Here is a 19,822-nt window from a genome sequence, read left to right on the forward strand (position 1 = left end):
TCTAATGAGGGCGCTGTCGATCAGGTAGGTATGACCTGGTCGCGGTAGCGCGTCTGGTGGTTGCGGGTGAATTCCTGCTGCTGGTGCCAGGTCCAGTAGGCGTCGAAGTCGCCGTTGGCGCGGACGGCGCGCAGCTTGAGTACGGCTTCAGCTCCGGACAGGCCCCAGCGGGCGCCGGTGATGTCCAGGCGGTCTTTGACCAGGTGCCGGCATGCTCCCTCGATGATTCCGGTGGCGATCGGCCAGCCGCGTTCAAGGGCGGTGTCGTAGTGCAGGTGTTCGGCCTTGCCGGTCAGGTAGTTCACGGCCTCGTCGATGCCTTTGCGCTGGGCGCCACGCAGTCCGGCGGTGCGGGCGGCTTCCTCGATGGCGGCGGCGGTCTGCTGCACGCCGCCGGCCAGGAGGGTGCGGGCGTGGCGGGCGACCCAGGTCTCGGCGGAGGCGTCGCCGTTGTCGTGCAGGCACCAGGCTGCTCGCCACAGATATTCGAGCACGTGGATCAGGTCGACGATGATGTGGACGTCCACGCCGCGCTGTAGTGCTTCGGCCTTGATGAGGTCGATCTGATGGCGGGCCCCGTCGACCAGGACGACCCAGCAACGGCGGTGGCCGGGGTCGCGGTGCTCTGCCTGGTCGAACACGGCGGACACCACCTGCGCGGCGGTGTCGGTCACCGAGCCGCACAACCACTTCGACCGGGCCTTCGGCCCCTGGCGGCGCTCGGGCGTCGCGCCGTGGGCGGCGTCGTCCTGCCGGTCGGGGTCGGCGAAGATGTCGTCCACCGTGCGCGGCGCGGGCTCGGCATCGTAGACGGCTCCCAGGGTGGCCATCCGTTTCCTGCCGTGCTTCTCCCCGGACGCCAGCCGGGTCTTCATCGCGTTGCCGCCCTTGGCGGCCGCAGCCTTCGCGGTGTCCTCACGCAGTGCTTCGGGTCTTATCACCACGCCCTTGCCGTCGACCGACAAGATCAGCGGCGTGGTGCCGGTGCAGGGAGCCGGCACGAGGGCGTCGTAGAACGCGTCGATGTCGACTGCGGCGCCGACGGCGAGTTCCTGGACCTGCCGGTGCCCGATTCCGGAGCCGGTGACGGCGTTGATCCGCTCGCAGGCATCGGCGAAGCTGCCGCGGGCGGACTCGATCGCGGCGAGCCTGGCCAGCCCGTGCGAGTGCAGTGCGTCCGGAAGGTTCAGCACCGCGTCAGCCGGGTGCAGGTCCGCCACCCTGGTGCCGCGGTAGGCGATCCGGACCACGGTGACCTTGCCGAACACCGTGGCCAGCATCCGGCGCCGGCCCCGCTCGATCCGGGAGCGCCCGGCACCGGCAGCGTCCACGACGTCCTCACGGCGCACCTCGTCCCTGGCCCGCAGGGTCAGGTGGTCCTGGAACAACTGCCGGGTGACCTCGCGCATCCGCGCACCCAGCAGGTCCTCCAACCGCGCGTGCGTCATCACCGCAGCTTCCGGAGCCGCCAGCTCCGCACACGCCGCGGCGAACAGACCCGCCGAGGCGGCGAAAGCGTCCTCACACTCCGCGAGCGCACCATCGGACGGCCTCACCACGCTCACCACCCCTGCTTTCGGCCGTCGACCTTGAACAGCCCGGACGAAGGCTCGGCCAGGATTCCGCGCTCCACCAGCCGCTTCAGCTTCGAGCGCATCCCCTCGACGTGCCGCGGCTCGGTCCCCAGACCCAGTTGCCGACAGACCTCTTTGCAGCGCATCGCCGCTCCCGAGGTCGCGAACAAGGCGATGATCTCCCGGTACTCCGGCGACATCACCGTCACATCCAGCTCCGACTCGGCCTTCAACAGCGCCACGGCGACCCCGCCGTCACGCCCACCCGCGCCGTCCGAGCCCGGCACCGGCGAAGACGGCGCGGCCAACACCTCCTCCACCGTCTCCCGCGCGATCTGCAACCGCGCCAGCCGTTCCTCGGCCCCAGACAACTCCTCGGACAGACCAGCGATCTGCTCACGCAGCCGCTCGGCATGGCCCAGTACCTCAGCTCGCCTGGCCTCCAACGCCTCCATCAACGACGGCACACCACACCCACCCTCGCTCAGCACCCGCACGCCTCACGGCGGGCTCGACCCCGGCGACGGTAGAAGTCAGCACGACCGACCACATCCCGAACCTCTGCGAATCACCCCAACGAGGCACCCTCAGAAGATCTACACCCATCCTCGTTCGACCGACAAGAGCACTGATCAGGAGAGCAACGGCTCCTCAGACCGCCTCGTCGGCGCCAAGCGTGACACCTCCGGTTCGGGCGAGGACATGTTGGATGGTCTCTGCGGGTCGGAGCAGCCTGAATTGGATGCTTCCGTCGGCAGCGATGCGTACGCCGTGGACCGCGGGGTCGGGAAGACTGTTGTAGTGGAAGGGCGTGGAGGAGTAGTAGGCGCCGGTGTCGAGGAGGGCCACGATGTCGCCGGGTGCGAGCCTGGGCAGCGGGCGGGCCTGGGCGACCAGGTCGCCGGCGAAGCAGCAGGGGCCTGCGATGTCCTGGGGTACGGCTTCTCCGACCTTGAGGGAACCGGCGGGGTCATGTGCGGTGATCCGCAGCGGCCAGGCTTCGGGCATGAACACCGTGCGTGTGGCCACCTGGGCACCTGCGTGGGTGATCGCGATCGGGCGTCCGCCGGAGGCCTTGGTGTATTCGACGTACGCGGCGGTGAAGCCGTTCTTGGCCAGCAGGGACCGCCCGAACTCGGTGACGACCTGGTAGTCGCCGCTGAACAAGGCCGGTGCGTGGGCCTGGAGGCGAGCGACGTACTCGTCGAAGCCTGGTGTCGGCTCGTCGCTGCCGAAGTCGACGGGCAGTCCGCCGCCGATGTCGATGCCGGTCACCTGGTGCCGGCCGAGGTCGGCGTTGACCTTGTCGGCGAAGGCCACGGCCTTCGCGATGCCCTGGGCGATCAGATCCAGCGGGCAGCCCTGCGACCCGACGTGGGCGTGGACCCAGGTGAGCCATGGACGGTCCCGGTAGGCCTGGAGGAGCTGTTCCCGAGTGCCGTCGTCCTCCAGCGGTATGCCGAACTTGGAGGTCGCGGTGGCCGTACTCATTGCGGCGATCTCCCCGCTGCCGACTTGAGGGTTGATCCGTACACCGATCCGGGAGGTGGACGAACGGCTTGCGAGGATCTTGTCGACGCGCCGGAGTTCCTGGAAGTTGTCCACGTTGACCGCGACACCCAGGGCCAGGGCTCGGTCGAGGTCCGCGCGGGTTTTGGCCGGGGAGTCGAAAACGATCCGTTCGGGCGCGAAGCCGGCGGCCAGGGCCTGGGCGAGTTCGCCAGTGCTGGCGACCTCGCAGCCCATGCCGTGCGTCCGCAGTTCCTCCAGGACCGGCACCAGGCAGTTGGCCTTCGCCGCGAACGTGTGCAGGGCCTGGACCGTGGGCGGGAAGGCGCGGTGCAGCGCCTCGACGCTCGCGGCGACGCCGTCGAGGTCGACAAACGCCGCCAGTACGGCATGGTCGGGGTCGAGAAGCCGCTCGTGTACGGCCGCGCGCAGGATGCGTTCGCGTCGTTCGGCTGCTGGGGAGGTGGTCATGCGGATCCTTCCGGATTCTGCCGAGCGGCTGCGAACCGGCGGCAGGACGAGACGAAGTCGTCGAAGAGATTGCGATGGGCCTGTTGGTCCATGAGCTCTTCCGGGTGGTACTGGACGCCTACGATCCACCGGTCGGGGTCTCCTGCCTCGACGGCTTCAACGGTGCCGTCCTCCGCTGTGGCGACCACTCTCAGCGCCGGTGCTGGTCTGGCGACGGCCTGATGGTGCAGGCTGTTGACCCGAAGGAGCCGGGCATCGGACAGTCTGGCGAGGCGGGAGTCGGCTGCGATCCGGAGCTCGTGGACCTCCGAGTTCAGCGGCAGAGCCTGGAGATGGTCGACCGGTCCGTCGGGTTCCAGATGCTGTACCAGGCTGCCGCCCAGGGCGACGTTGAGGATCTGACAGCCTCGACAGATTCCGAGTATGGGCATGTTCAAGTCGGCCGCACTGGCGATGGCGTTCATCTCCAGAGCGTCGAGGTCCTCGTCGATGACCGTCTTGGGGTGCACCTCCTCTCCGAAATGGCGGGGATGCGGGTCGACTCCGCCGGGGAGGAACAGGCCGTCGACGCGTTCCATCACATGCCGGATCGCCGCGTCGTCGGTGCCGGGCATGATGGCGATCGGTATCGCTCCCGAACTCGCAAGAGCCTGTACGTAGCTGCCGGCCAGCCTGAAGACGGACGGGCGGTCGGGCAGGTCCCGTCCCAGGGTGACCGCGATCAGCGGTCGACGGACGACGTCACACACAGGGGTGGCCCTCTCTTTGAGGCACAAGGTGGTCGGCGAGCAGTCGCGGTCCCGAACCGGACACGACGTCGCGGTAGCGGCCTACAGGACGCTGTCGAGGAATGTTTTCGTTCTGCCGTGTTGCGGGTTGCTGATCACGTCGGTCGGAGCACCGGATTCGACGACTACGCCGTCGTCCATGAAGACGACCTGGTCCGCCACCTCGCGGGCGAAGCCGATCTCGTGGGTCACGACGATCATCGTCATGCCGCTCTTCGCCAGATCGCGCATCACGTTCAGCACATCGCCGACGAGTTCCGGGTCCAGGGCCGAAGTCGGTTCGTCGAAGAGCATCAGCTTCGGATCCATGGCGAGCGCCCGGGCGATGGCCACCCGCTGCTGCTGGCCACCCGACAGTTGAGCCGGATACATGCCCGCACGATCGGTGAGACCGACTCGCTCCAGTAGCTCCATGCCTGTGGTGCGGGCGTCGGCCTTGCTCCGGCGCGCCACACCGATCGGGGCCTCGACGATGTTCTCCAACGCCGTGAGGTGGGGGAACAGGTTGAACCGCTGGAAGACCATGCCGATACTCCGGCGCTGAGCAGCGATCTGACCGGGTTTCATCTCGCGGGCACGACCACCGTGTTCGCGGTAGCCCATCAGCTCACCGTCGACGTATATACGCCCGCCGTCGACCCGCTCCAGATGGTTGATGCAGCGCAGGAACGTCGACTTGCCTGAGCCCGAGGGCCCGAGCAGGCACATCACCTGCCCGCGCTCGACACGGAGATCGATCCCCTTGAGCACCAGGTTCGCGCCGAAGTGTTTGCGGACGTCCCGCGCCTCCACCAACGGCTTCGGTCCGTCGAGGGCCTGTGTGTTCATGCGTCTCCTTCCGTTCTTGCGTCGGTGTGCGCGACCTGTGCGACACGGGTCCGCACCCGGCCCACCAGGCCGCGCGCCCGCTGCCAGGGCGTCAACGGCAGGCTTCGGTCGGTGCCGCGGCCGTATCTGCGCTCCAGGTAGTACTGCGGCACGGAGAGCACGGAGGTGAGGACCAGGTACCAGGCGCTGGCGACGATCAGCAGCTCGACCTGGCGCAGGTTCTGCGCCGAGATCCAGCTGGTCTGTGTGTAGAGCTCCGGCACCGCGATGAGCTGGAGCAGGGCCGTGTTTTTGAGCATGGAGATCGTCTCGTTGCCCATGGGCGGGATGATCACCCGCATCGCCTGGGGCAGAACGATGCGCCGCAGGGTGTACGCGGGCGACATCCCCAGCGAGTGGGCCGCTTCGACGTTGCCGTGATCGACCGAGAGCAGTCCTGCGCGGACGATCTCGGAGGCGTATGCGGCCTCGTTCATCCCCAGGGCCAGCAAGCCGGCGACGAAGGGGGTCACGATCACATTGGTGTCCGCGGAGGCGAACTGAATCGAGGTGAAGGGGATACCCAGGCTGAGCGTCTGGTACAGCAGGCCGAGGTATCCCCAGAACACGATCTGGACGAGCAGTGGGGTGCCCCTGAAGAACCAGGTGTACGCCCAGGACATCACGCGCAGCACCGGGTTCGCGGACAGCCGCATCACAGCCAGCAGGATGGCAAGCGTCGTTGCCAGCGCCATCGAGCAGCCGGTCAGCGCGACCGTGAGCAGGACACCTCTGACGATCCGCCCGTCGAACAGGAAGTCGGCGATCGTCAGATGCTCGATGTTCGGGTTGTGCCAGAGCGAGAACAGCCAGCCCGTACACAGGGTGATCAGCACCGTCGCGGCCACCCATCGTCCCGGGTGCCGCAGGGGCGTGGCAGCCACATCGTGCGTGCCGGCGGTGCGCTGGCCGGGGGCGAGCCGGCTCGCCTTCTCTGTGCTCACGATCTCGTCCGTCACGATGCTCCGTTGACGATCGCGGACTTGACGCCGTACGCGGACAGGTCGTACTTGTCGAGGAGTTGCTTGTAGACGCCGTCCTTCACGAGGGAATCCAGCGCAGCTTGGAGGGCGAGGACGAGGTCGTGGTCCTTTCGGAGCACCCCGATGCCGGTGTACACCGGACCGACTCCGGTGGGATGCGCGGGGTCGCTCACGACTTCGAACACGGTGCCGTTTCCTGCCGTGGCGGCGTTGTACCTGGCGGGTGCCGCGTCGAGCACGTCCGCGGCGGCCTTTCCTGCGCGAACCGCGAGGAGGGCGTCACCTTCGGTGGGCAGTTCGATCACGGTGACCGGCTTCTTCCCGGCGGCCTTGCATGTCGGCTCCTGTGCTCTCATCAGGTCGGCCTGCGTGGTGGCCTTGGCGACCGCGACAGGCTTGCCGCACAGATCGAGCACCTTGCCGATCTTCTCCGGATTGCCCTTCTTCACGACGATTTCCATTCCGGCGTGGAAGTAGTCGACGAAGTAAAGGCTCTTTTCCCGCTCCGGCGTGTCATTCATTCCGTACATGATGATGTCGTGCTTGCTCGACTGCAGTGAGGGGATGATGCTGTCGAATGCCTGGTTCTTGAAGTTGAACGAGACGCCGAGTTTCACTCCGAGCGCCTGTCCCAGGTCGTAGTCGAATCCGGTCCACTCCTGGTTGGAGTCGAGCATCTCCATCGGCGCGTAGACGCCGCTGGCCACGTCGATTCCATCCTTGAATCGCTTGGGCAGCAGTGCCGCGACCCTGGCGTCCGCGACAATCGACGGCTGAAGCTTGCTTCCGCTCGCGGTCGGGGTCGCAGTGTCGCCGGTGGCCGACGTACCGCTACAGGCGCTGAGGAGAATTCCTGCGGTTCCCATTGCGAGAGTCGCGATGGTGAAACGACTTCTGGTCATGTGCGTCTCCATTCGAAGAACTCGGGCCGAGGTCATGCGTCATGTGGCCGACCGGTTGAAGAATTTCGACGGGTCTTTCCACGTACTGACCCGGAGCAGAAAGGTCATTGCGGCGATTGTTGTCCCCGCCCGTATCGCCCGTCCTCATCCGATTGGACTAGGATCTGGCCATGGCTTTGTCCGATCGCCCAAGCGGTGGGATCGTTGCCGACGTACCGGCCACCACGGTCCGGCACCTCGTCGCGACCATCGGATCGCCGGTCCTCCAGGTGCTGGCCGCGCCACGCGGACTGGAACAGACCGTCCGAGGGACCGTCCTGCACGACCCCCATGACCCCCTGCCGGCCGGCGTGGACCAGCTCCTGCTGATGCCAGGGCTCCAGGGCGACCAACCCGGCGCCGCCGAGCTCGTAAGGGAGGCCGCCCGCCGCGGATACTGTGCGATGGTCCTGAAGCTCAGGGGGAGCGATACCAGCGCCCTCGTCGCCGAATCATCGGCCGGCGGCCTCACCCTGCTCGCCGCGGCGGACGAGGTCTCCTGGCGCCACCTCGACGCACTGCTGCTCTCCGCCCTGGGTTCCCAGGGGGGCGGGGGCGACCCGAAGACCGGATCCGGGGACGGACTGTTCATCCTGGCGAACGCCGCCGGCGCCGTCATCGGCGGATCTGTTGCCATCGAGGACCTGGACCGGCACGTGATGGCCTATTCGTCATCGCCGGACCAGCGCATCGACGCCCTGCGGCGCGAAGGAATTCTGAGCCGCCGTGTCCCGGAGATCGACCACAACCTCGAGCGGTATCGGATCGTGCTCGGTTCGGACAAGGTCGTACGCTTTCCTGATGCGCTCGGAGCGCTGCCCCGCGCAGCCATAGCCATCAGGGCCGGGACCCAGCCGCTCGGGACCATTTGGGCCATCGAAAGCACCGACGGCCTCGGCAGCGACGGTGAACAGGCGCTGGTCGATTGTGCACGCCTGGCCAGTCTGCACATTCTTCGCAGCCGCAATGCAAATGAACTGGAGCTTCAAAAACGCGAGAGCGCGCTGCTCGGGGCACTGGAAGGATCCTGGGCGGCTCACGAAACAGTCTTTCGTCTTTCCATTCCGCCAGGAGTCGACCTCGGGCTCCTCGGATTCGCCGCGACAACCGACGCGACGGGTTCTCTGGCTTTGACCGCTTACCTCAGCCACGCGCTGTCCCGCTACATCGTCCCCTTCCGTCCGGACGCGAGTATCGCCACGACGTCCCGTGCGGTCTACGTCCTGTTGCCGGGCGGCGGATCACAGGCTGCGAGGCGGATCGCGAGAGACGCGCTCACCGCGATCCGCGGGGCTTTCGGTGACAGCGTCCGCGCAGGGGTCGCCCCCACGGAAACAGATCCGGCGGCTCTTCCGGCCATGCGTCGGGAGATCGACGACATCCTTCGCGTGACAACCGCCCACGCCGACGCACCGTCAGTCGCTGGGCTGACCGACGTACACGCACGGCTCCTGCTGGCTCGCGTCGCCGACGAACTCGGCCACGAACCGCGTTTGAGGCATCCCGCTGTCGCCGCGATGGCCGTCCATGATGCCGAGCACGGTACGGACTTCGTCCTGTCGGTCCTCGCATGGCTCGACGCCGTCGGCAACGTCGCCGAAGCAGCGACCCGGCTGGGGGTGCACACCAACACCTTGCGCTACCGGCTGCGCCGGACCGCCGACCTCTTCGACATCTCGTTGGACGACCCCGACGACAGGCTCTCGCTGTGGCTGCAGCTACGCCTCATCCACCGATGAGCCCCCTCATGTCCTTCGGGTCGGTGTGAAAAGGCGGTCCTGGGTGCCGCGAAGCCGTGCGTAGACGGCGTTCGTGACTCAGGCTCCGCCCCAGCCGGTCGTCTCGTCGTCCGGGTCCTCGGTCGCGTACAGGGTGGGCCCAAGGCGTGCGGCCAACGTGTCTCCAGCCATACGCGTTTGGACGACTGTGCCATCGGAGCCCACCGTCAGCGCTGCGTAGTACCCCAGCGCCGCCCAGTCCGACGGTACGTGGAAGAAGAATTCCACCGTGTCGTCCGGGTACTCGTCGCGCAGCAAGGGAAGCAACTTCTCCAGAGTGCAACCGCCGCCCAGGCCACTGAGCATGACAGTCACTTGATCCGGTGCCGGCCGCCACACCCGTACGTGTGCGTAGCCCTGCCAGCCATCGAAGGGCCGCACGTAATGCTCGTCGCGGATCATTTCGGGATAAGCGCGTTCAACGGCCAAGGGGAGACCCCTTCTTCTCGATACCCGGTTCCAACGCCCCACAACTGCAGGTCCCAACAGCAGATCCACGGTACGGGCGATGCGGTGCCGGTTTGCCGTCCCAGGCAGTCGGCGCGGGCTGTCCGAGCAGGTCGACTGAGGCTGCTGTGGCGGCAAACCGGTCCCCGTTGCGGGCCGGACCGGGGGCGGCGCCGTCGCATAGACTCGGGTGACCAACGTGGCGGGCGGGGGAGACACGGGTGGACGATCGTGAAGCCGGTGATCCCAGAATCAGGTTTGCGGCGGCGCTGACCCGGCTGCGTGGGCGGCTGCCGGACGTCTCGGACGAGACCCTGGCCCGGCGGGCCAGCGCGGTGGAGCTGCCGTCCGGGCGCCGGGTCGCCGTCAACGCGCGCAGGCTCGGCGAATGGGCCGGCGGTCAGTCGGTACCACGCAGATTCGAAGCCGTCATGGCGTTGGTGCAGGCCGTGGAGAGGGCGGCCGGGGGCGCGTCCGCCGATCAGCCAACGGTGGCGCACTGGCAGCGGCTGTGGCGTGCCGCGCGGGATCACCGGAGCAGCCCCGCCCCTGGACAGCAGCCGCACTCGCAGCCGCAGATCGTGATCGGCCGTCCGCCGGGTGATGCCGCCGCACTGCGGCGGCGTGACGGGTTGGCCGAGAGCATCGACGCGGGCATACGAGACGCATCCGTCCGTCAGATCCTGCTCACGGGCGCGGGCGGCGTCGGCAAGTCTCAACTGGCCTCGGCGGCGTTCCACCGCGCCAAGCAGCGGGCCGAGATCCTGCTCTGGGTGCCCGCCGGCGACCGCCTGTCGGTCCTCGGCAGTTACGCCCGCGCGTGGCGGGCGCTGTCCGGGGCGCGCATCGAGAGCATCGCGGGGGAAGCCCCCGCGTTTGGCACCGACCCTGGCGGGGACGACGAGACCCAGGCCGACCTGTTCCTGACCTGGCTGAGATCAACCACCACTCCCTGGCTCGTGGTCCTCGACGACATCGACGACCCGGGCGAACTGGCCGGGCTCTGGCCGGCCGGTGACGCCGGCCGGACCGTCCTGGCCACCCGGCGGCGGGACGCCACGCTGCTGCGCCCGGGGGTCCGGGTGATTGCCGTCGGTGTGTTCACCGCCGACGAGGCCACCGCCTACCTGGCCGACAGGCTGCTGCTGGACCTGGGCCCGGCCGCCGGGCACCACGAGCCCCCGGTGCACCGTCGCGAGGATCTGGCGGCCCTGGCCGCAGCACTCGGCCACTTCCCGCTCGCCCTCTCCCAGGCGGCCGCCTTCCTCATCGACACCGGCATGGACCTGCCCACGTACCTGAGCTTGCTGGCCGACCGGCGGGAGAGCGTCGCCGGTCTGCTCCCGCCCTCCTCCCCCGCGGACGAGCACGGCGGCACGGTGACGAGCACCCTGCAACTCGCCCTTGGGCGGGCGGAGTCGCTGGCACCGCCCGGGACCGCCCGTGCAATGCTCGAACTGATCTCGATGTTCGCGCCCGACGGCATTCCCGAGGCGGTACTGCTCGGTCCGGCGGGGCGCGACTGGCTCGGCGGTGACACCGTCCCGCAACGGGGCGCCCTGCTGGCGTTGCGGGCACTGCACCGGTTGAGCCTGGTCACCCACCATGGACCTGCCGGTGCGGCGGTCGTCGAGGTGCATTCCCTCGTCCAGCGCGCGATCCGCGACGGTGTACCGGCCGACCGGCGCGAGCGGCTCGCCACGGCCGCGGCCGACGCGCTGGAGGAGATGTGGTCCGCGCCGGACTGCGAACCGGAGACGGAGACCGCCCTCTACCGCAGCGCCGAAGTGCTGCTGGCGAATGCAGGCGGTGACCTCTGGCACGGCGGCGGCCTGCATCCCCTCCTCCGCCGGTTCGGGCCGCATCTGACCGCTCTGGGCCGTCCTGCCGCGGCCCGGGACATGGCCCAGGGCCTGGCCGACCAGGCCCTGCGGCGGCTGGGCGACGGTCACCGGGACGTTCTGACGCTTCGTTCGCAGGCGGCCCAGGCCGCGGGCGATCTCGGGGACACCACGGCGGCCGTCCGGTCGCTGGCGGAGATCAGGCGCGAGGCGGAGGACAGTCTCGGCAGCGCGGACCCGGACACGCTGTCCATCCGGCTGCACGAGGCGCGCTTCCGGATGGAGTCGGGCCTCATCGACGCGGCGCTGGCCGACTTCGGCACCCTGGCCGCCGAGGCGCGGGTGACGCTCGGCGCCGGTGACCCGCTGGTGACCGCCGCCGACGAATACGTCGCGCTGTGCCGCGGACTCTCCGGGGACACCCACGGCGCGCGCGACGCGTACGCCTCGATCGCCCGGGAACTGGAGCGGGACCTCGGGCCCCGGCATCCGGCGACGTTGAAGGTCCTCACCGACCTCAGCCGGTGGATCGGGGAGACGGGTGACGTGCGGCTGGCTGTGACCACCTATCAGCAGGCGGTGGACGGCTTGGCCTCCGTCGTCGGACGGCTGCACCCCGAGACCCTCGTCGCCCGGCACAACCTCGCCTACTGGCACGCGATCGCCGGCGACCTCGACGGTGCGATCGAGCAGTTCGACACAGCGGCCGACGACGCCGAACTCGCGCTGGGCGCCGAGCACCCCACCACCCTGACCTATCAGGTCAACCTGGCCTTCTGGCGTGGCGTCGCCGGCGACACCGCCGCCGCGCCGGGCCGACTGGAGCGGCTCCGGCGGACCTTGGAACGGGTCCTCGGCGCCGACCACCCGCGCACCCTGCGGGCCCGGCAGCAGGAGGCCGAACTCCTGCACCGCGGCGGTGACCACGCCACCGCCGCAGAACGGCTCGCCACCTTGCTGGCCGACATGGTCCGGGTCCAAGGCGCCAACCATCCGCGTACCCGGGAGGCCCGTCAACTGCTGGCGCGGTGGTCGCGGGAACCGGCCGCCGCGGGCTCGCAGGACCTCAACGCGACGGAGTAGGCGCCGCGGACCGCCTCCGACGGACAGTCCTGACCAGCGCGCCCCCCGCCACGGCCGCGACCGTGCCGCCGATCGCCACCGTGATGTTGAGACGCTCGCGGCCCTCGACACTCCGAAGGTCCTCCCTCGCCCGCGCCTCGCTCTCGGGCGAGAGCTGGAGGTCATAGAGGCGATGCTCGGCCAGCCGCCGCTCATCCTTGTTCACATACGTCAGCAGGCTCAGCACGGCGAACGCCACGCCCACCACGATCATGAGTACGCCCACTACGGACATGGTCCTGCGCATGATGCCTCCTGATGGTGGCGGTCGGCATGTTGCCGCCGCCGTGCCTGAGGCTGCCGAACCTAGAGCCGGGGCCCGTTCGCTGTCCCTCGCCGAACCCGCCGGCACCTACATCGGACCAGGCCAGGAGCGGGCTCACGGCCCCCGCTCCGGCCCGGTGCGGGAGGACCGGGTGCCCCCGGTCGGCGCCGGCGTGCTGAAGTGAGAGTTTCGACGTCTGGGCCGTGCGCCAGGACGGCCGCCTGGTGGGTCATGCAGAGATCAAGCCGGCGAAGGTCGTCGAAGGGCATGAACTGGTGTACGACCTCGTCCCCAAGGTGTGGGGGCGAGGCCTTGGCAACGCTGAACTTGGAGCAGATCTACGCGACTGTGGCAGAGCCAAACGTTGCTTCGCTGGCAACCCTTCGTAAGCTCGGGTTTCGCCACATCCGGGACATTGCTGAGGACGACAGGAACATCACTCATCTGCTGTCCTGTTGTCGCGCTGAGCAGTAAGTAGCTATTGTCTTTCCGGGCTTGAGGGCTGCGTTTTCGCTGGTGGGGTGGCTGGCGTAGTCACCGTGGAACACGCAGGCGGCACACGCCCGGGACCTGCGGACGTACTTCGATTTTCTGTGGGTTGGCCAGTTTCCGCAGGCGCACTCACCGGCGAGTCCGGCCGCTATGCGCAGGATTGCCGTGGGGGCCAGAAGAACCTTTCTCCTGGCCCCCACGGCGTTGGTTCCGGCGAGCGAAGAGGAGTGTCAGCTCATCAGCCGTCCGGGCCCGGGTGAGGACCCCGCGGAGCGAGGTGCGGTCGCTCAACGACCGCCGAGCAGGCCGCCGAGTAGTGCGTCAACGCTGGTACCAAGTGAGCTTTTGCCGGCAGCCGTGAGGGGAGTGATCGTCTCGGTACGGCTGCTGCCGAGCATCTCGTCGGCCATGATGGACGGGATGGCGAGGACGTCGATCTGAGTGTCGGCGAGGCCGCCGACCAGCCCCGGGGCCTCCGGCTTTCCGGGCTTGGCCGGTGAACACCGCGGGCATTCCCAAGTCGACGGTCTCTGCCCTCGGCTTCGCCGCCCTGTTCCGGGTGAAGTACTGGGAACGACCACAGCTCGGAAAGGCCGTGATGAGTTCGTCGCTCGCTCCGTCGACTCCCGCCCGCGCCGCGTTCCGCGTGCCCGCAGCCTGACCTAGCGGAGGGTGCGGAGCGTGTCGATGACGTCGTCGGCACGGGTGTCCGGGTTGACGAAGGCCATGCGGAGAACCGTTGCGCCGTTCCACTGGGTCGGCACGCACAGCATGGCGCCCGCTTCGGCGGCTCGGGCGGACCATGACGCGTAGTCCTGCGGGGCCCACCCAGGGCGTTCGAAGAGGACGACGGACAACTCCGGATCGATCATGATGCGGAGATGGTCACTGGCGCGTATGGCATCGGCGACCAGTCGGCTGGTGGTCAGTGTCCGTTCCACGGCACGCGAGTACCGCTCGGTTCCGTGGACGGCCAGGCTGAACCAGAACGGCAGACCGCGGGCACGGCGGCTGAGGTGGAGGGCCAGGTCCGCCGGATTGTGGACGTCGCGGTCGATGGCGTCGAGATAGTGCGCCGACTGACTGTGCGCGGCGCGTGCCGCCGCAGGATCCCGGTAGAGCAGTGCGCAGCAGTCGTAGGGCGCGAAGAGCCACTTGTGAGGATCGACGATGAAGCTGTCGGCGCGTTCGATGCCGGTGTAGAGGTGCCGCACACTGGGTGCCGCCAGGCCTGCTCCGCCGTAGGCACCGTCGACGTGCAGCCACACGTTGTGCCGTTCGCACGCGTCGGCGATGTCATCGAGGTCGTCGATCAGACCGGCATTGGTGGTCCCAGCGGTAGCCACCACGGCGAACACGCCGGTCGTGGAGTCCAGGACCGTGTTCACGGCAGCTCCGGTGAGGTGTCCCCGCTGGTCCACGGGTGCGGTGACGACCTCGACGTCCATTGCCTGTGCCGCGGATCTGATGGAGGAGTGGGCGCTTTCGGCACACACCATCTTCCAGCCGTCCGTCGGGCGGGACCGGGATGCGGCGGCAGAGGCGCGGGCCGTGATGAGAGCCGAGAGATTGCCCATGGTGCCGCCGCTGACGAAGCATCCTGCTGCCGTGCTGGGCCACCCGAGCAGCTGGGTGAGCCAGGTCAACGCCTCGTTCTCGGCGTGGATGGCACCGGCCCCCGACTCCCAGGTGCCCGCGAAGATGTTCGCCGCGCCGGTGACCGCGTCAAAGGCGAGTGCGGCACGAGTGGGAGCCGCGGGGATGTACGCGAGGTTCATCGATCCGTTCTGGGCGCGGGTGGCGGGTGCCAGGACCCGGTCGAACAGAGTGAGGGCCCCAGCGCCGCCGATTCCCCACGGAGTGATGGCCGTACCGGCCGCGAGAGCGAGGTCGGCGGCGGAGCGGGCCCCTGCCACCGGATCCGGAACCTGCAGGATGCGCCGGCACGCGTAGTCCATGGCGGCCGCCACGATCTCGTCCTCACCACCCCATACCCGGCGGTCGACGAGGGGCGCCCTGTTCGCTGATGTGTTATCGCATTGCGCTTTTTGCATAGCGAAAACCTAGGAAGACGCATCGGAATGCGCAATATGCTGAAAGATAAATGAGCAGAATGCTCAAGATCGTATGCCCGTGGTGTGTCATACTGGGCACCATGCGAAACGTCGACGCTCTCGACGCCCGGATCCTCCTGGCGCTCGACGCGGACCCACGGGCCACTACGGTTGCCTTGGCCGACCGACTCGGTCTGGCCCGCAACACCGTGCAGGCGCGTCTGAAGCGACTTGAAGAAAGCGGTCAACTGAGGGAGCACAGTCGGCGCGTGGCACCCGCGGGTCTCGGCTATCCACTGCTGGCCCTCATCACGATGTCGATCAGCCAGCGCGTGGGGCATCCCACCCGCGAGGCGATCCTGCGCATCCCCGAGGTGGTCGAGTTGCTCGTCACCACCGGCGACGGCGACTTGCTCGCCCGCGTTGTCGCCAAAGACACCGAAGACCTCCACCGCATCACGAACCTGTTGCTGGAAGCGCCCGGGGTTGTCCGGTCCAACACCACCATCGTCCTGCTCGAGGTACAGCCCTTCAGCGTCCGGCCCCTGCTGGAGCGACACGCCGGCCCCTGACGCGGAGGGTTGTCACGGGGAGCGTCAGATCTTGAGGAGTTGATCCGTGACCGCCGCCAGCCGCGTCCGTACCCCCGGGTCGTACGCCCGCGCCGGTGACGTCCCGTCGAAGTAGCCGCCCGTGCCCAGGTGCCGCGTGGCGCGGGCTGGAACCCGAGATGGATCAGAAGATCCGTGAGGTGGATGGAGGAGAACTATGCCAACGACCCGGACTTCATCATCCCCGGTGATGAGCATGAGACATGGAACGCCGCGTACTGAGCTGCCCCGAGTTTCGTAGCGGCCGATCTTGTGTGTTTCAGGCGGCGTTCGGAGTGACCAAAGAACGGTAGTAGGCCGCCTCGAACTCTTCGGGTGGGAGGTAGTCGAGTGCGGAGTGCAGGCGCTCGGTGTTGTACCAGCCGACCCACTGCACGACGGCGCGTTCGACCTGGTCAGCGTCCCGCAGGAGCCTTGGTGTTCGATCAGTTCGGCCTTGAAGGTGCCGTTGAGTGCCTCGGCCATCGCGAAAAGACTGACAGTCGTACGAGTCCGCGACGGAGCCCACCGACGCGGCCGCGCCGACGTCCATCAGCCGTTCGCTGTAGCGGATGGACACGTATTGCTTGGGTTCAAGGAGTCGTAGCAACAACACGGGCGATTTGACGGTGCATCAGGCAATTCTCGCCGCTGTGCGGAAGGGCGCGTGCCTGACCTGCGCCTTCGCCGTGATCGCGGCTACACCACTTGCCGGGACACCAGTTGAGCCTCCAGCGGACACCACCGGGGCACCGGCCTGATCATCCCGCACCGCCGCGAACGCGGTGTCCCGCGACGGCCGCCTCGGCATCCAGGCGTTTCCAGCCGGTGAGGACGCCCAGGGGACCTCAATTGGCACGACGTGCACAGGGATTGACGTAGAAATCGCTTACCACCTACGGTCCTCCCGGAATCGCGGACACCTTTCGGAATCTCGAACGTCTGGCGTCGGTACGCCCTACGAGAACAAGGAGTCGAAGCGGAATGGGCCCACAGCGAAGACTCGGCTGGGTGTCGCTTGTCGCGGCAACGACCATGGCACTCGCGGCCGGAGTGATCACCGCCCCCGCCGCCCACACCGCAGACGATCCCGTGGAGGTCGTTGTCAACGGAGACGACGTTCGCGCCGACAACGTGAACGGTTTGACCTACAAGGGCCTCGGCGTGCTCAGCTGCAACAGCACGAGCAACCTGCTGATGGACTACAAGGCGGAGCACCCCGACCGGTACTGGGAACTCATCCGCGTGTTGTTCGGTGGGAAGAACCCCCTGATCAACCATGTCAAGGTCGAGATGGGTTCGGACACGAACACGTCGACCGGTTCCGACCCTGTGACCATGCGCACGGCGGACGAACTGGCCGACGCGTCGCGCTCCCCGGGCTTCCAGCTGGCAGCGGACGCCAAGACGGTCAACCCGAAGCTCAAGGTCTCGATTCTCCGCTGGGTCATGCCCCGATGGGTTCAGAACGAATGGAACAAGGGCACCGGCTCCGACGAGATGTACAAGTGGTACAAGGAGACGATCCTCGACGCGTACGAGAAATACGGGTACATGGTCGACTATGTGAACCCGGACACGAACGAGACGCGGGATCCGGACGAGGCTTTCATCCAGTGGTACAAGAAGGCGATTCTGGCCGACACGGACTTCGCTGACCCCCGTTACGGCATCCCGGCGAAAAAGCGGGAGCAGGCCGAGAAGGCCTACCGCAGCATAAAGATCATCGCCGCCGACGAGAACACCACCCTCAATATGGGGCCGTCGATGCTCAGCGACGCGGAGCTCTTCGGCATGGTCGACGCGGTCGGCTACCACTACACCACCGAGGACCGGCACGACGGGCCCGTCGGCAGCGACACCAATCTGCCCTACACCAGGCTGGCGACCGGTGAGAACAAGTACGGCGAGGACAAGGAAGTCTGGTACAGCGAGGGAGTCGGCTCCTTCGGCTACACCGACTACCGCGTCAACAACACCGAGGGTCCGAACGGAACGAGCACCGGCATCGGCGGCGTCCAGAGCGCCCTCGATCTCGCGAACCGCTCCGTCAAGAGCTACGCCAACTCGAAGCGGACGCACTACATCTTCCAGCCGGCGATCGGCTCCTTCTACGAAGGCGCGCAGTACAGCCACAAGGAACTCGTCAGCGCGCGTGACCCGTGGTCGGGCCACCTCCACTACGACGCGGCCCTCTATGTGATGCAGCACTTCACCCAGTTCGCCAAAACCGGCTGGGAGAACGCCACGAACACGGCGGGCATCTGGCGCACCGTGCCGGAGGCCAGTTACAGCGGGGTGAGCGGCACCGAGAACGTCGACGGCTCGAACGGGGCCCCGAGTTACATGACGCTCGCGGACCCCCGTAAGAAGGACTTCTCCACGATCGTCGTCAACGACAGCGACCAGCCCAAGACCTACCGGATCAAAGCCGAGAACATGCGACTCGGTTCCGACCCGACCATGGAGATCTGGGAAACCCGCGGACCGGACGCGGGCCGGCCCTACGACGCGAACTTCAAGCACCTCGTCGACGAGATCCGGCCCGGCGGCGCCGGCTTTTACACCTACACGGTCGAGCCGAGGTCGATCGTGACCTTGACGACGCTCGACAAGAGCCACGACAAGGCGACGAAGCAACGTCTGCCCGAGTCGTGGGACCGCACGGTGCTGGACACCGACGCGACCGGCAAGAAGCACAACACCCGCGACAACATCCTGTACGCCGACGACTTCGGGTACGAGGAGGAGGGCAGGGTCCAGGTCGGCACCGGCAACGGCGCGCACAGGACGTCCCAGCCCTACCTGAGGTCGCGCGGAAATCAGCCTCGCTACATGGTCGACCAGACCGGCGCCTGGGAGGTCGGTGAGGACGCCAGCGGCGACAACGTCCTGTATCAGTACATGGACCAGTCCATGAAGGACACCGGCGCCTGGAACCGCAACACCCCGAACACGACGGTCGGCGACTTCCGCTGGGAGAACTACCGGGCCACGGTCGACGTCTCGTTCCCGGACCCGGACGGCGGACTCGCCGCCCTGGGCGTCCGTCAGCAGAAGGGCATGGCGATCAGCGACGCCGCCTACAACGTGCGCATCGCACCGACCGGCACCTGGACGTTCTACGAATACGGCACGGCCGTCCAGTCGGGAACGGTCGCGGCCTCCGACGGCTACCACCTCGCCATCGAGGCGAAGGGCGCGACGATCACGGCCTACATCGACGGCAAGGCCGTCTCCACGTACCAGGACCCGACTCCGCAGACCGAAGGACGCGTCAAGATCGGAAGCGACTTCCACAAGACGGCGTTCGACAACCTGAAGGTCGAGAAGATCGACGGGTACACGCCGTACGCCCGCGCGCAGCTCGACAACATGGACAGCTCGGTCACCTACGACGGCACGTGGAGCCGCAAAGCCTCCCTCGGCGACGCGATGGACTGGTACCGGTCGACGTCGACCGGCACGAGCGCCGGCTCGTCGGTCACCGTCCCGTTCACCGGCACGGGCATCGACGTCATCGGCGGCAACGACGGCACCGCCGTCCTCGACATCTACGTCGACGGAAAGCTGATCGCGCGGGACGTGAAGACGGCCGCGACCGACAAGCGCCTTGCGACGTACGCGCTCCGCGGTCTGCCCGACGGCGCGCACACGGCGAGGTTCGTCCTCAAGTCCGGAAAGATCGTTCTCGACGCGTTCAACGCCATCTCCGGGGACGTGGACCGCACCGTGGACACGACACCGATCCGGGACGCCCTGGAGAAGTACGGACGTCCGACGCAGGCGGACTACACGGCCGGCTCCTGGGCCCTGTTCGCCTCCGCGTCGTCGGCAGCGAAGGCTGCCGTGGCCGGACGGCAGAAGGGCCTTGACGCCATCGGCGTCGAGCAGATCACGGACCGGCTCGAACAGGCTCACGACCGGCTGGTGCACAAGGACGGCACCGCCGCCCGCTAGGTACCCTGGGCCCGCGGGCCCCGCGCGTTCGTCGTACATGTTCAAGAGGCCGTACCGGATTCCTCCGGTACGGCCCCTTGTGCATAAAGCCTCCGCAGACTGATGGAGAGTCAAGGGACGTCTCCACTACGGGGGCACGC

At 67.8% G+C, this 19,822-nt stretch carries 17 protein-coding genes; 5 read left to right on the forward strand and 12 right to left on the reverse strand.

All coding sequences use genetic code 11. The features are described from left to right. Nucleotides 1-20: 20 nt before the first annotated feature. From OHU89_RS48600 to OHU89_RS48630, 7 genes are all read right to left on the reverse strand, one after another. Nucleotides 21-1,556, reverse strand: a complete 1,536-nt coding sequence (locus OHU89_RS48600; RefSeq protein WP_405654216.1) for an ISKra4 family transposase — start codon at nt 1,554-1,556, stop codon at nt 21-23. Between the two features lie 5 nt (nt 1,557-1,561). Beyond that, complete coding sequence (locus tag OHU89_RS48605; RefSeq protein ID WP_405638640.1) at nt 1,562-2,041, reverse strand: hypothetical protein; 480 nt, start codon at nt 2,039-2,041, stop codon at nt 1,562-1,564. Between the two features lie 184 nt (nt 2,042-2,225). Beyond that, on the reverse strand, nt 2,226-3,554 hold the full coding sequence (locus OHU89_RS48610) for a diaminopimelate decarboxylase (RefSeq protein ID WP_405652827.1): 1,329 nt from the start codon (nt 3,552-3,554) through the stop codon (nt 2,226-2,228). Further along, on the reverse strand, nt 3,551-4,303 hold the full coding sequence (locus tag OHU89_RS48615) for a gamma-glutamyl-gamma-aminobutyrate hydrolase family protein (RefSeq protein ID WP_405652829.1): 753 nt from the start codon (nt 4,301-4,303) through the stop codon (nt 3,551-3,553). Before OHU89_RS48615 ends, OHU89_RS48610 begins: the two co-directional genes overlap by 4 nt. Nucleotides 4,304-4,384: 81 nt before the next feature. Continuing rightward, nucleotides 4,385-5,170 (reverse strand): amino acid ABC transporter ATP-binding protein, encoded by a 786-nt coding sequence (locus tag OHU89_RS48620; RefSeq protein WP_405652832.1) that lies wholly within the window; start codon nt 5,168-5,170, stop codon nt 4,385-4,387. Further along, nucleotides 5,167-6,168 carry an amino acid ABC transporter permease gene (locus OHU89_RS48625; protein ID WP_405652834.1) on the reverse strand — a complete coding sequence of 334 codons (1,002 nt, stop codon included), beginning with the start codon at nt 6,166-6,168 and terminating at the stop codon, nt 5,167-5,169. Before OHU89_RS48625 ends, OHU89_RS48620 begins: the two co-directional genes overlap by 4 nt. After that, the gene (locus OHU89_RS48630) at nt 6,165-7,094 is read right to left on the reverse strand and encodes an ABC transporter substrate-binding protein (protein ID WP_405652837.1); all 930 of its coding nucleotides are present in this window, start codon (nt 7,092-7,094) and stop codon (nt 6,165-6,167) included. Before OHU89_RS48630 ends, OHU89_RS48625 begins: the two co-directional genes overlap by 4 nt. 443 nt (nt 7,095-7,537) lie before the next feature. On the opposite strand from OHU89_RS48630, the gene OHU89_RS48635 reads away from it, so the two are divergent. Continuing rightward, nucleotides 7,538-8,872: a PucR family transcriptional regulator gene (locus OHU89_RS48635; protein WP_405652840.1), complete on the forward strand. Its 1,335-nt coding sequence runs from the start codon at nt 7,538-7,540 to the stop codon at nt 8,870-8,872. Nucleotides 8,873-8,950: 78 nt separating this feature from the next. Here the strand turns inward: OHU89_RS48635 and OHU89_RS48640 are convergent, their stop codons facing one another. Continuing rightward, nucleotides 8,951-9,340 (reverse strand): hypothetical protein, encoded by a 390-nt coding sequence (locus OHU89_RS48640; RefSeq protein WP_405652843.1) that lies wholly within the window; start codon nt 9,338-9,340, stop codon nt 8,951-8,953. A 239-nt stretch (nt 9,341-9,579) separates the two neighbouring features. Between OHU89_RS48640 and OHU89_RS48645 the strand changes: the two genes are divergently transcribed. Then, nucleotides 9,580-12,282 (forward strand): hypothetical protein, encoded by a 2,703-nt coding sequence (locus OHU89_RS48645; protein ID WP_405652846.1) that lies wholly within the window; start codon nt 9,580-9,582, stop codon nt 12,280-12,282. On the opposite strand, the gene OHU89_RS48650 is transcribed toward OHU89_RS48645, so the two are convergent. Together OHU89_RS48650 and OHU89_RS48655 are read right to left on the reverse strand one after the other, a co-directional pair. Beyond that, complete coding sequence (locus tag OHU89_RS48650) at nt 12,266-12,568, reverse strand: hypothetical protein (RefSeq protein WP_405652848.1); 303 nt, start codon at nt 12,566-12,568, stop codon at nt 12,266-12,268. The genes OHU89_RS48645 and OHU89_RS48650 overlap by 17 nt on opposite strands. Nucleotides 12,569-13,365: 797 nt before the next feature. After that, a complete protein-coding gene (locus OHU89_RS48655) occupies nt 13,366-13,488 on the reverse strand; it encodes a hypothetical protein (RefSeq protein ID WP_405652851.1) in 123 nt (40 codons plus the stop codon). Between the two features lie 86 nt (nt 13,489-13,574). On the opposite strand from OHU89_RS48655, the gene OHU89_RS48660 reads away from it, so the two are divergent. After that, entirely contained in the window at nt 13,575-13,739 is a 165-nt protein-coding gene (locus OHU89_RS48660; RefSeq protein ID WP_405652853.1) for a hypothetical protein, read from the forward strand. A 1-nt stretch (nt 13,740) separates the two neighbouring features. Here OHU89_RS48660 and OHU89_RS48665 read toward each other — a convergent pair whose 3' ends face one another. Beyond that, nucleotides 13,741-15,048, reverse strand: coding sequence for a pyridoxal phosphate-dependent decarboxylase family protein (locus tag OHU89_RS48665; RefSeq protein WP_405652856.1), 1,308 nt, complete (start codon nt 15,046-15,048; stop codon nt 13,741-13,743). Nucleotides 15,049-15,191: 143 nt separating this feature from the next. Between OHU89_RS48665 and OHU89_RS48670 the strand changes: the two genes are divergently transcribed. Further along, nucleotides 15,192-15,704, forward strand: a complete 513-nt coding sequence (locus OHU89_RS48670) for an Lrp/AsnC family transcriptional regulator (protein WP_405652859.1) — start codon at nt 15,192-15,194, stop codon at nt 15,702-15,704. A gap of 298 nt (nt 15,705-16,002) precedes the next feature. On the opposite strand, the gene OHU89_RS48675 is transcribed toward OHU89_RS48670, so the two are convergent. Continuing rightward, nucleotides 16,003-16,302: an integrase core domain-containing protein gene (locus tag OHU89_RS48675; RefSeq protein ID WP_405652862.1), complete on the reverse strand. Its 300-nt coding sequence runs from the start codon at nt 16,300-16,302 to the stop codon at nt 16,003-16,005. A gap of 404 nt (nt 16,303-16,706) precedes the next feature. Between OHU89_RS48675 and OHU89_RS48680 the strand changes: the two genes are divergently transcribed. After that, nucleotides 16,707-19,682, forward strand: a complete 2,976-nt coding sequence (locus OHU89_RS48680; RefSeq protein ID WP_405652865.1) for a GH59 galactosidase — start codon at nt 16,707-16,709, stop codon at nt 19,680-19,682. The last annotated feature ends 140 nt before the right edge of the window (nt 19,683-19,822 follow it).

Origin of the sequence: Streptomyces sp. NBC_00019, from assembly GCF_045041015.1 — a bacterium.
GTDB lineage: Bacteria > Actinomycetota > Actinomycetes > Streptomycetales > Streptomycetaceae > Streptomyces.

What these genes read in the sequence shown, in the direction of transcription:
- OHU89_RS48670 (WP_405652859.1), top strand. Translation starts at nt 15,192, where the DNA reads ATGCTCAAGATCGTATGCCCGTGGTGTGTCATACTGGGCACCATGCGA.
- OHU89_RS48635 (WP_405652840.1), top strand. Translation starts at nt 7,538, where the DNA reads ATGGTCCTGAAGCTCAGGGGGAGCGATACCAGCGCCCTCGTCGCCGAA.
- OHU89_RS48630 (WP_405652837.1), bottom strand. Translation starts at nt 7,094, where the DNA reads ATGACCAGAAGTCGTTTCACCATCGCGACTCTCGCAATGGGAACCGCA.
- OHU89_RS48680 (WP_405652865.1), top strand. Translation starts at nt 16,707, where the DNA reads ATGGGCCCACAGCGAAGACTCGGCTGGGTGTCGCTTGTCGCGGCAACG.
- OHU89_RS48650 (WP_405652848.1), bottom strand. Translation starts at nt 12,568, where the DNA reads ATGCGCAGGACCATGTCCGTAGTGGGCGTACTCATGATCGTGGTGGGC.
- OHU89_RS48655 (WP_405652851.1), bottom strand. Translation starts at nt 13,488, where the DNA reads ATGGCCGACGAGATGCTCGGCAGCAGCCGTACCGAGACGATCACTCCC.
- OHU89_RS48610 (WP_405652827.1), bottom strand. Translation starts at nt 3,554, where the DNA reads ATGACCACCTCCCCAGCAGCCGAACGACGCGAACGCATCCTGCGCGCG.
- OHU89_RS48620 (WP_405652832.1), bottom strand. Translation starts at nt 5,170, where the DNA reads ATGAACACACAGGCCCTCGACGGACCGAAGCCGTTGGTGGAGGCGCGG.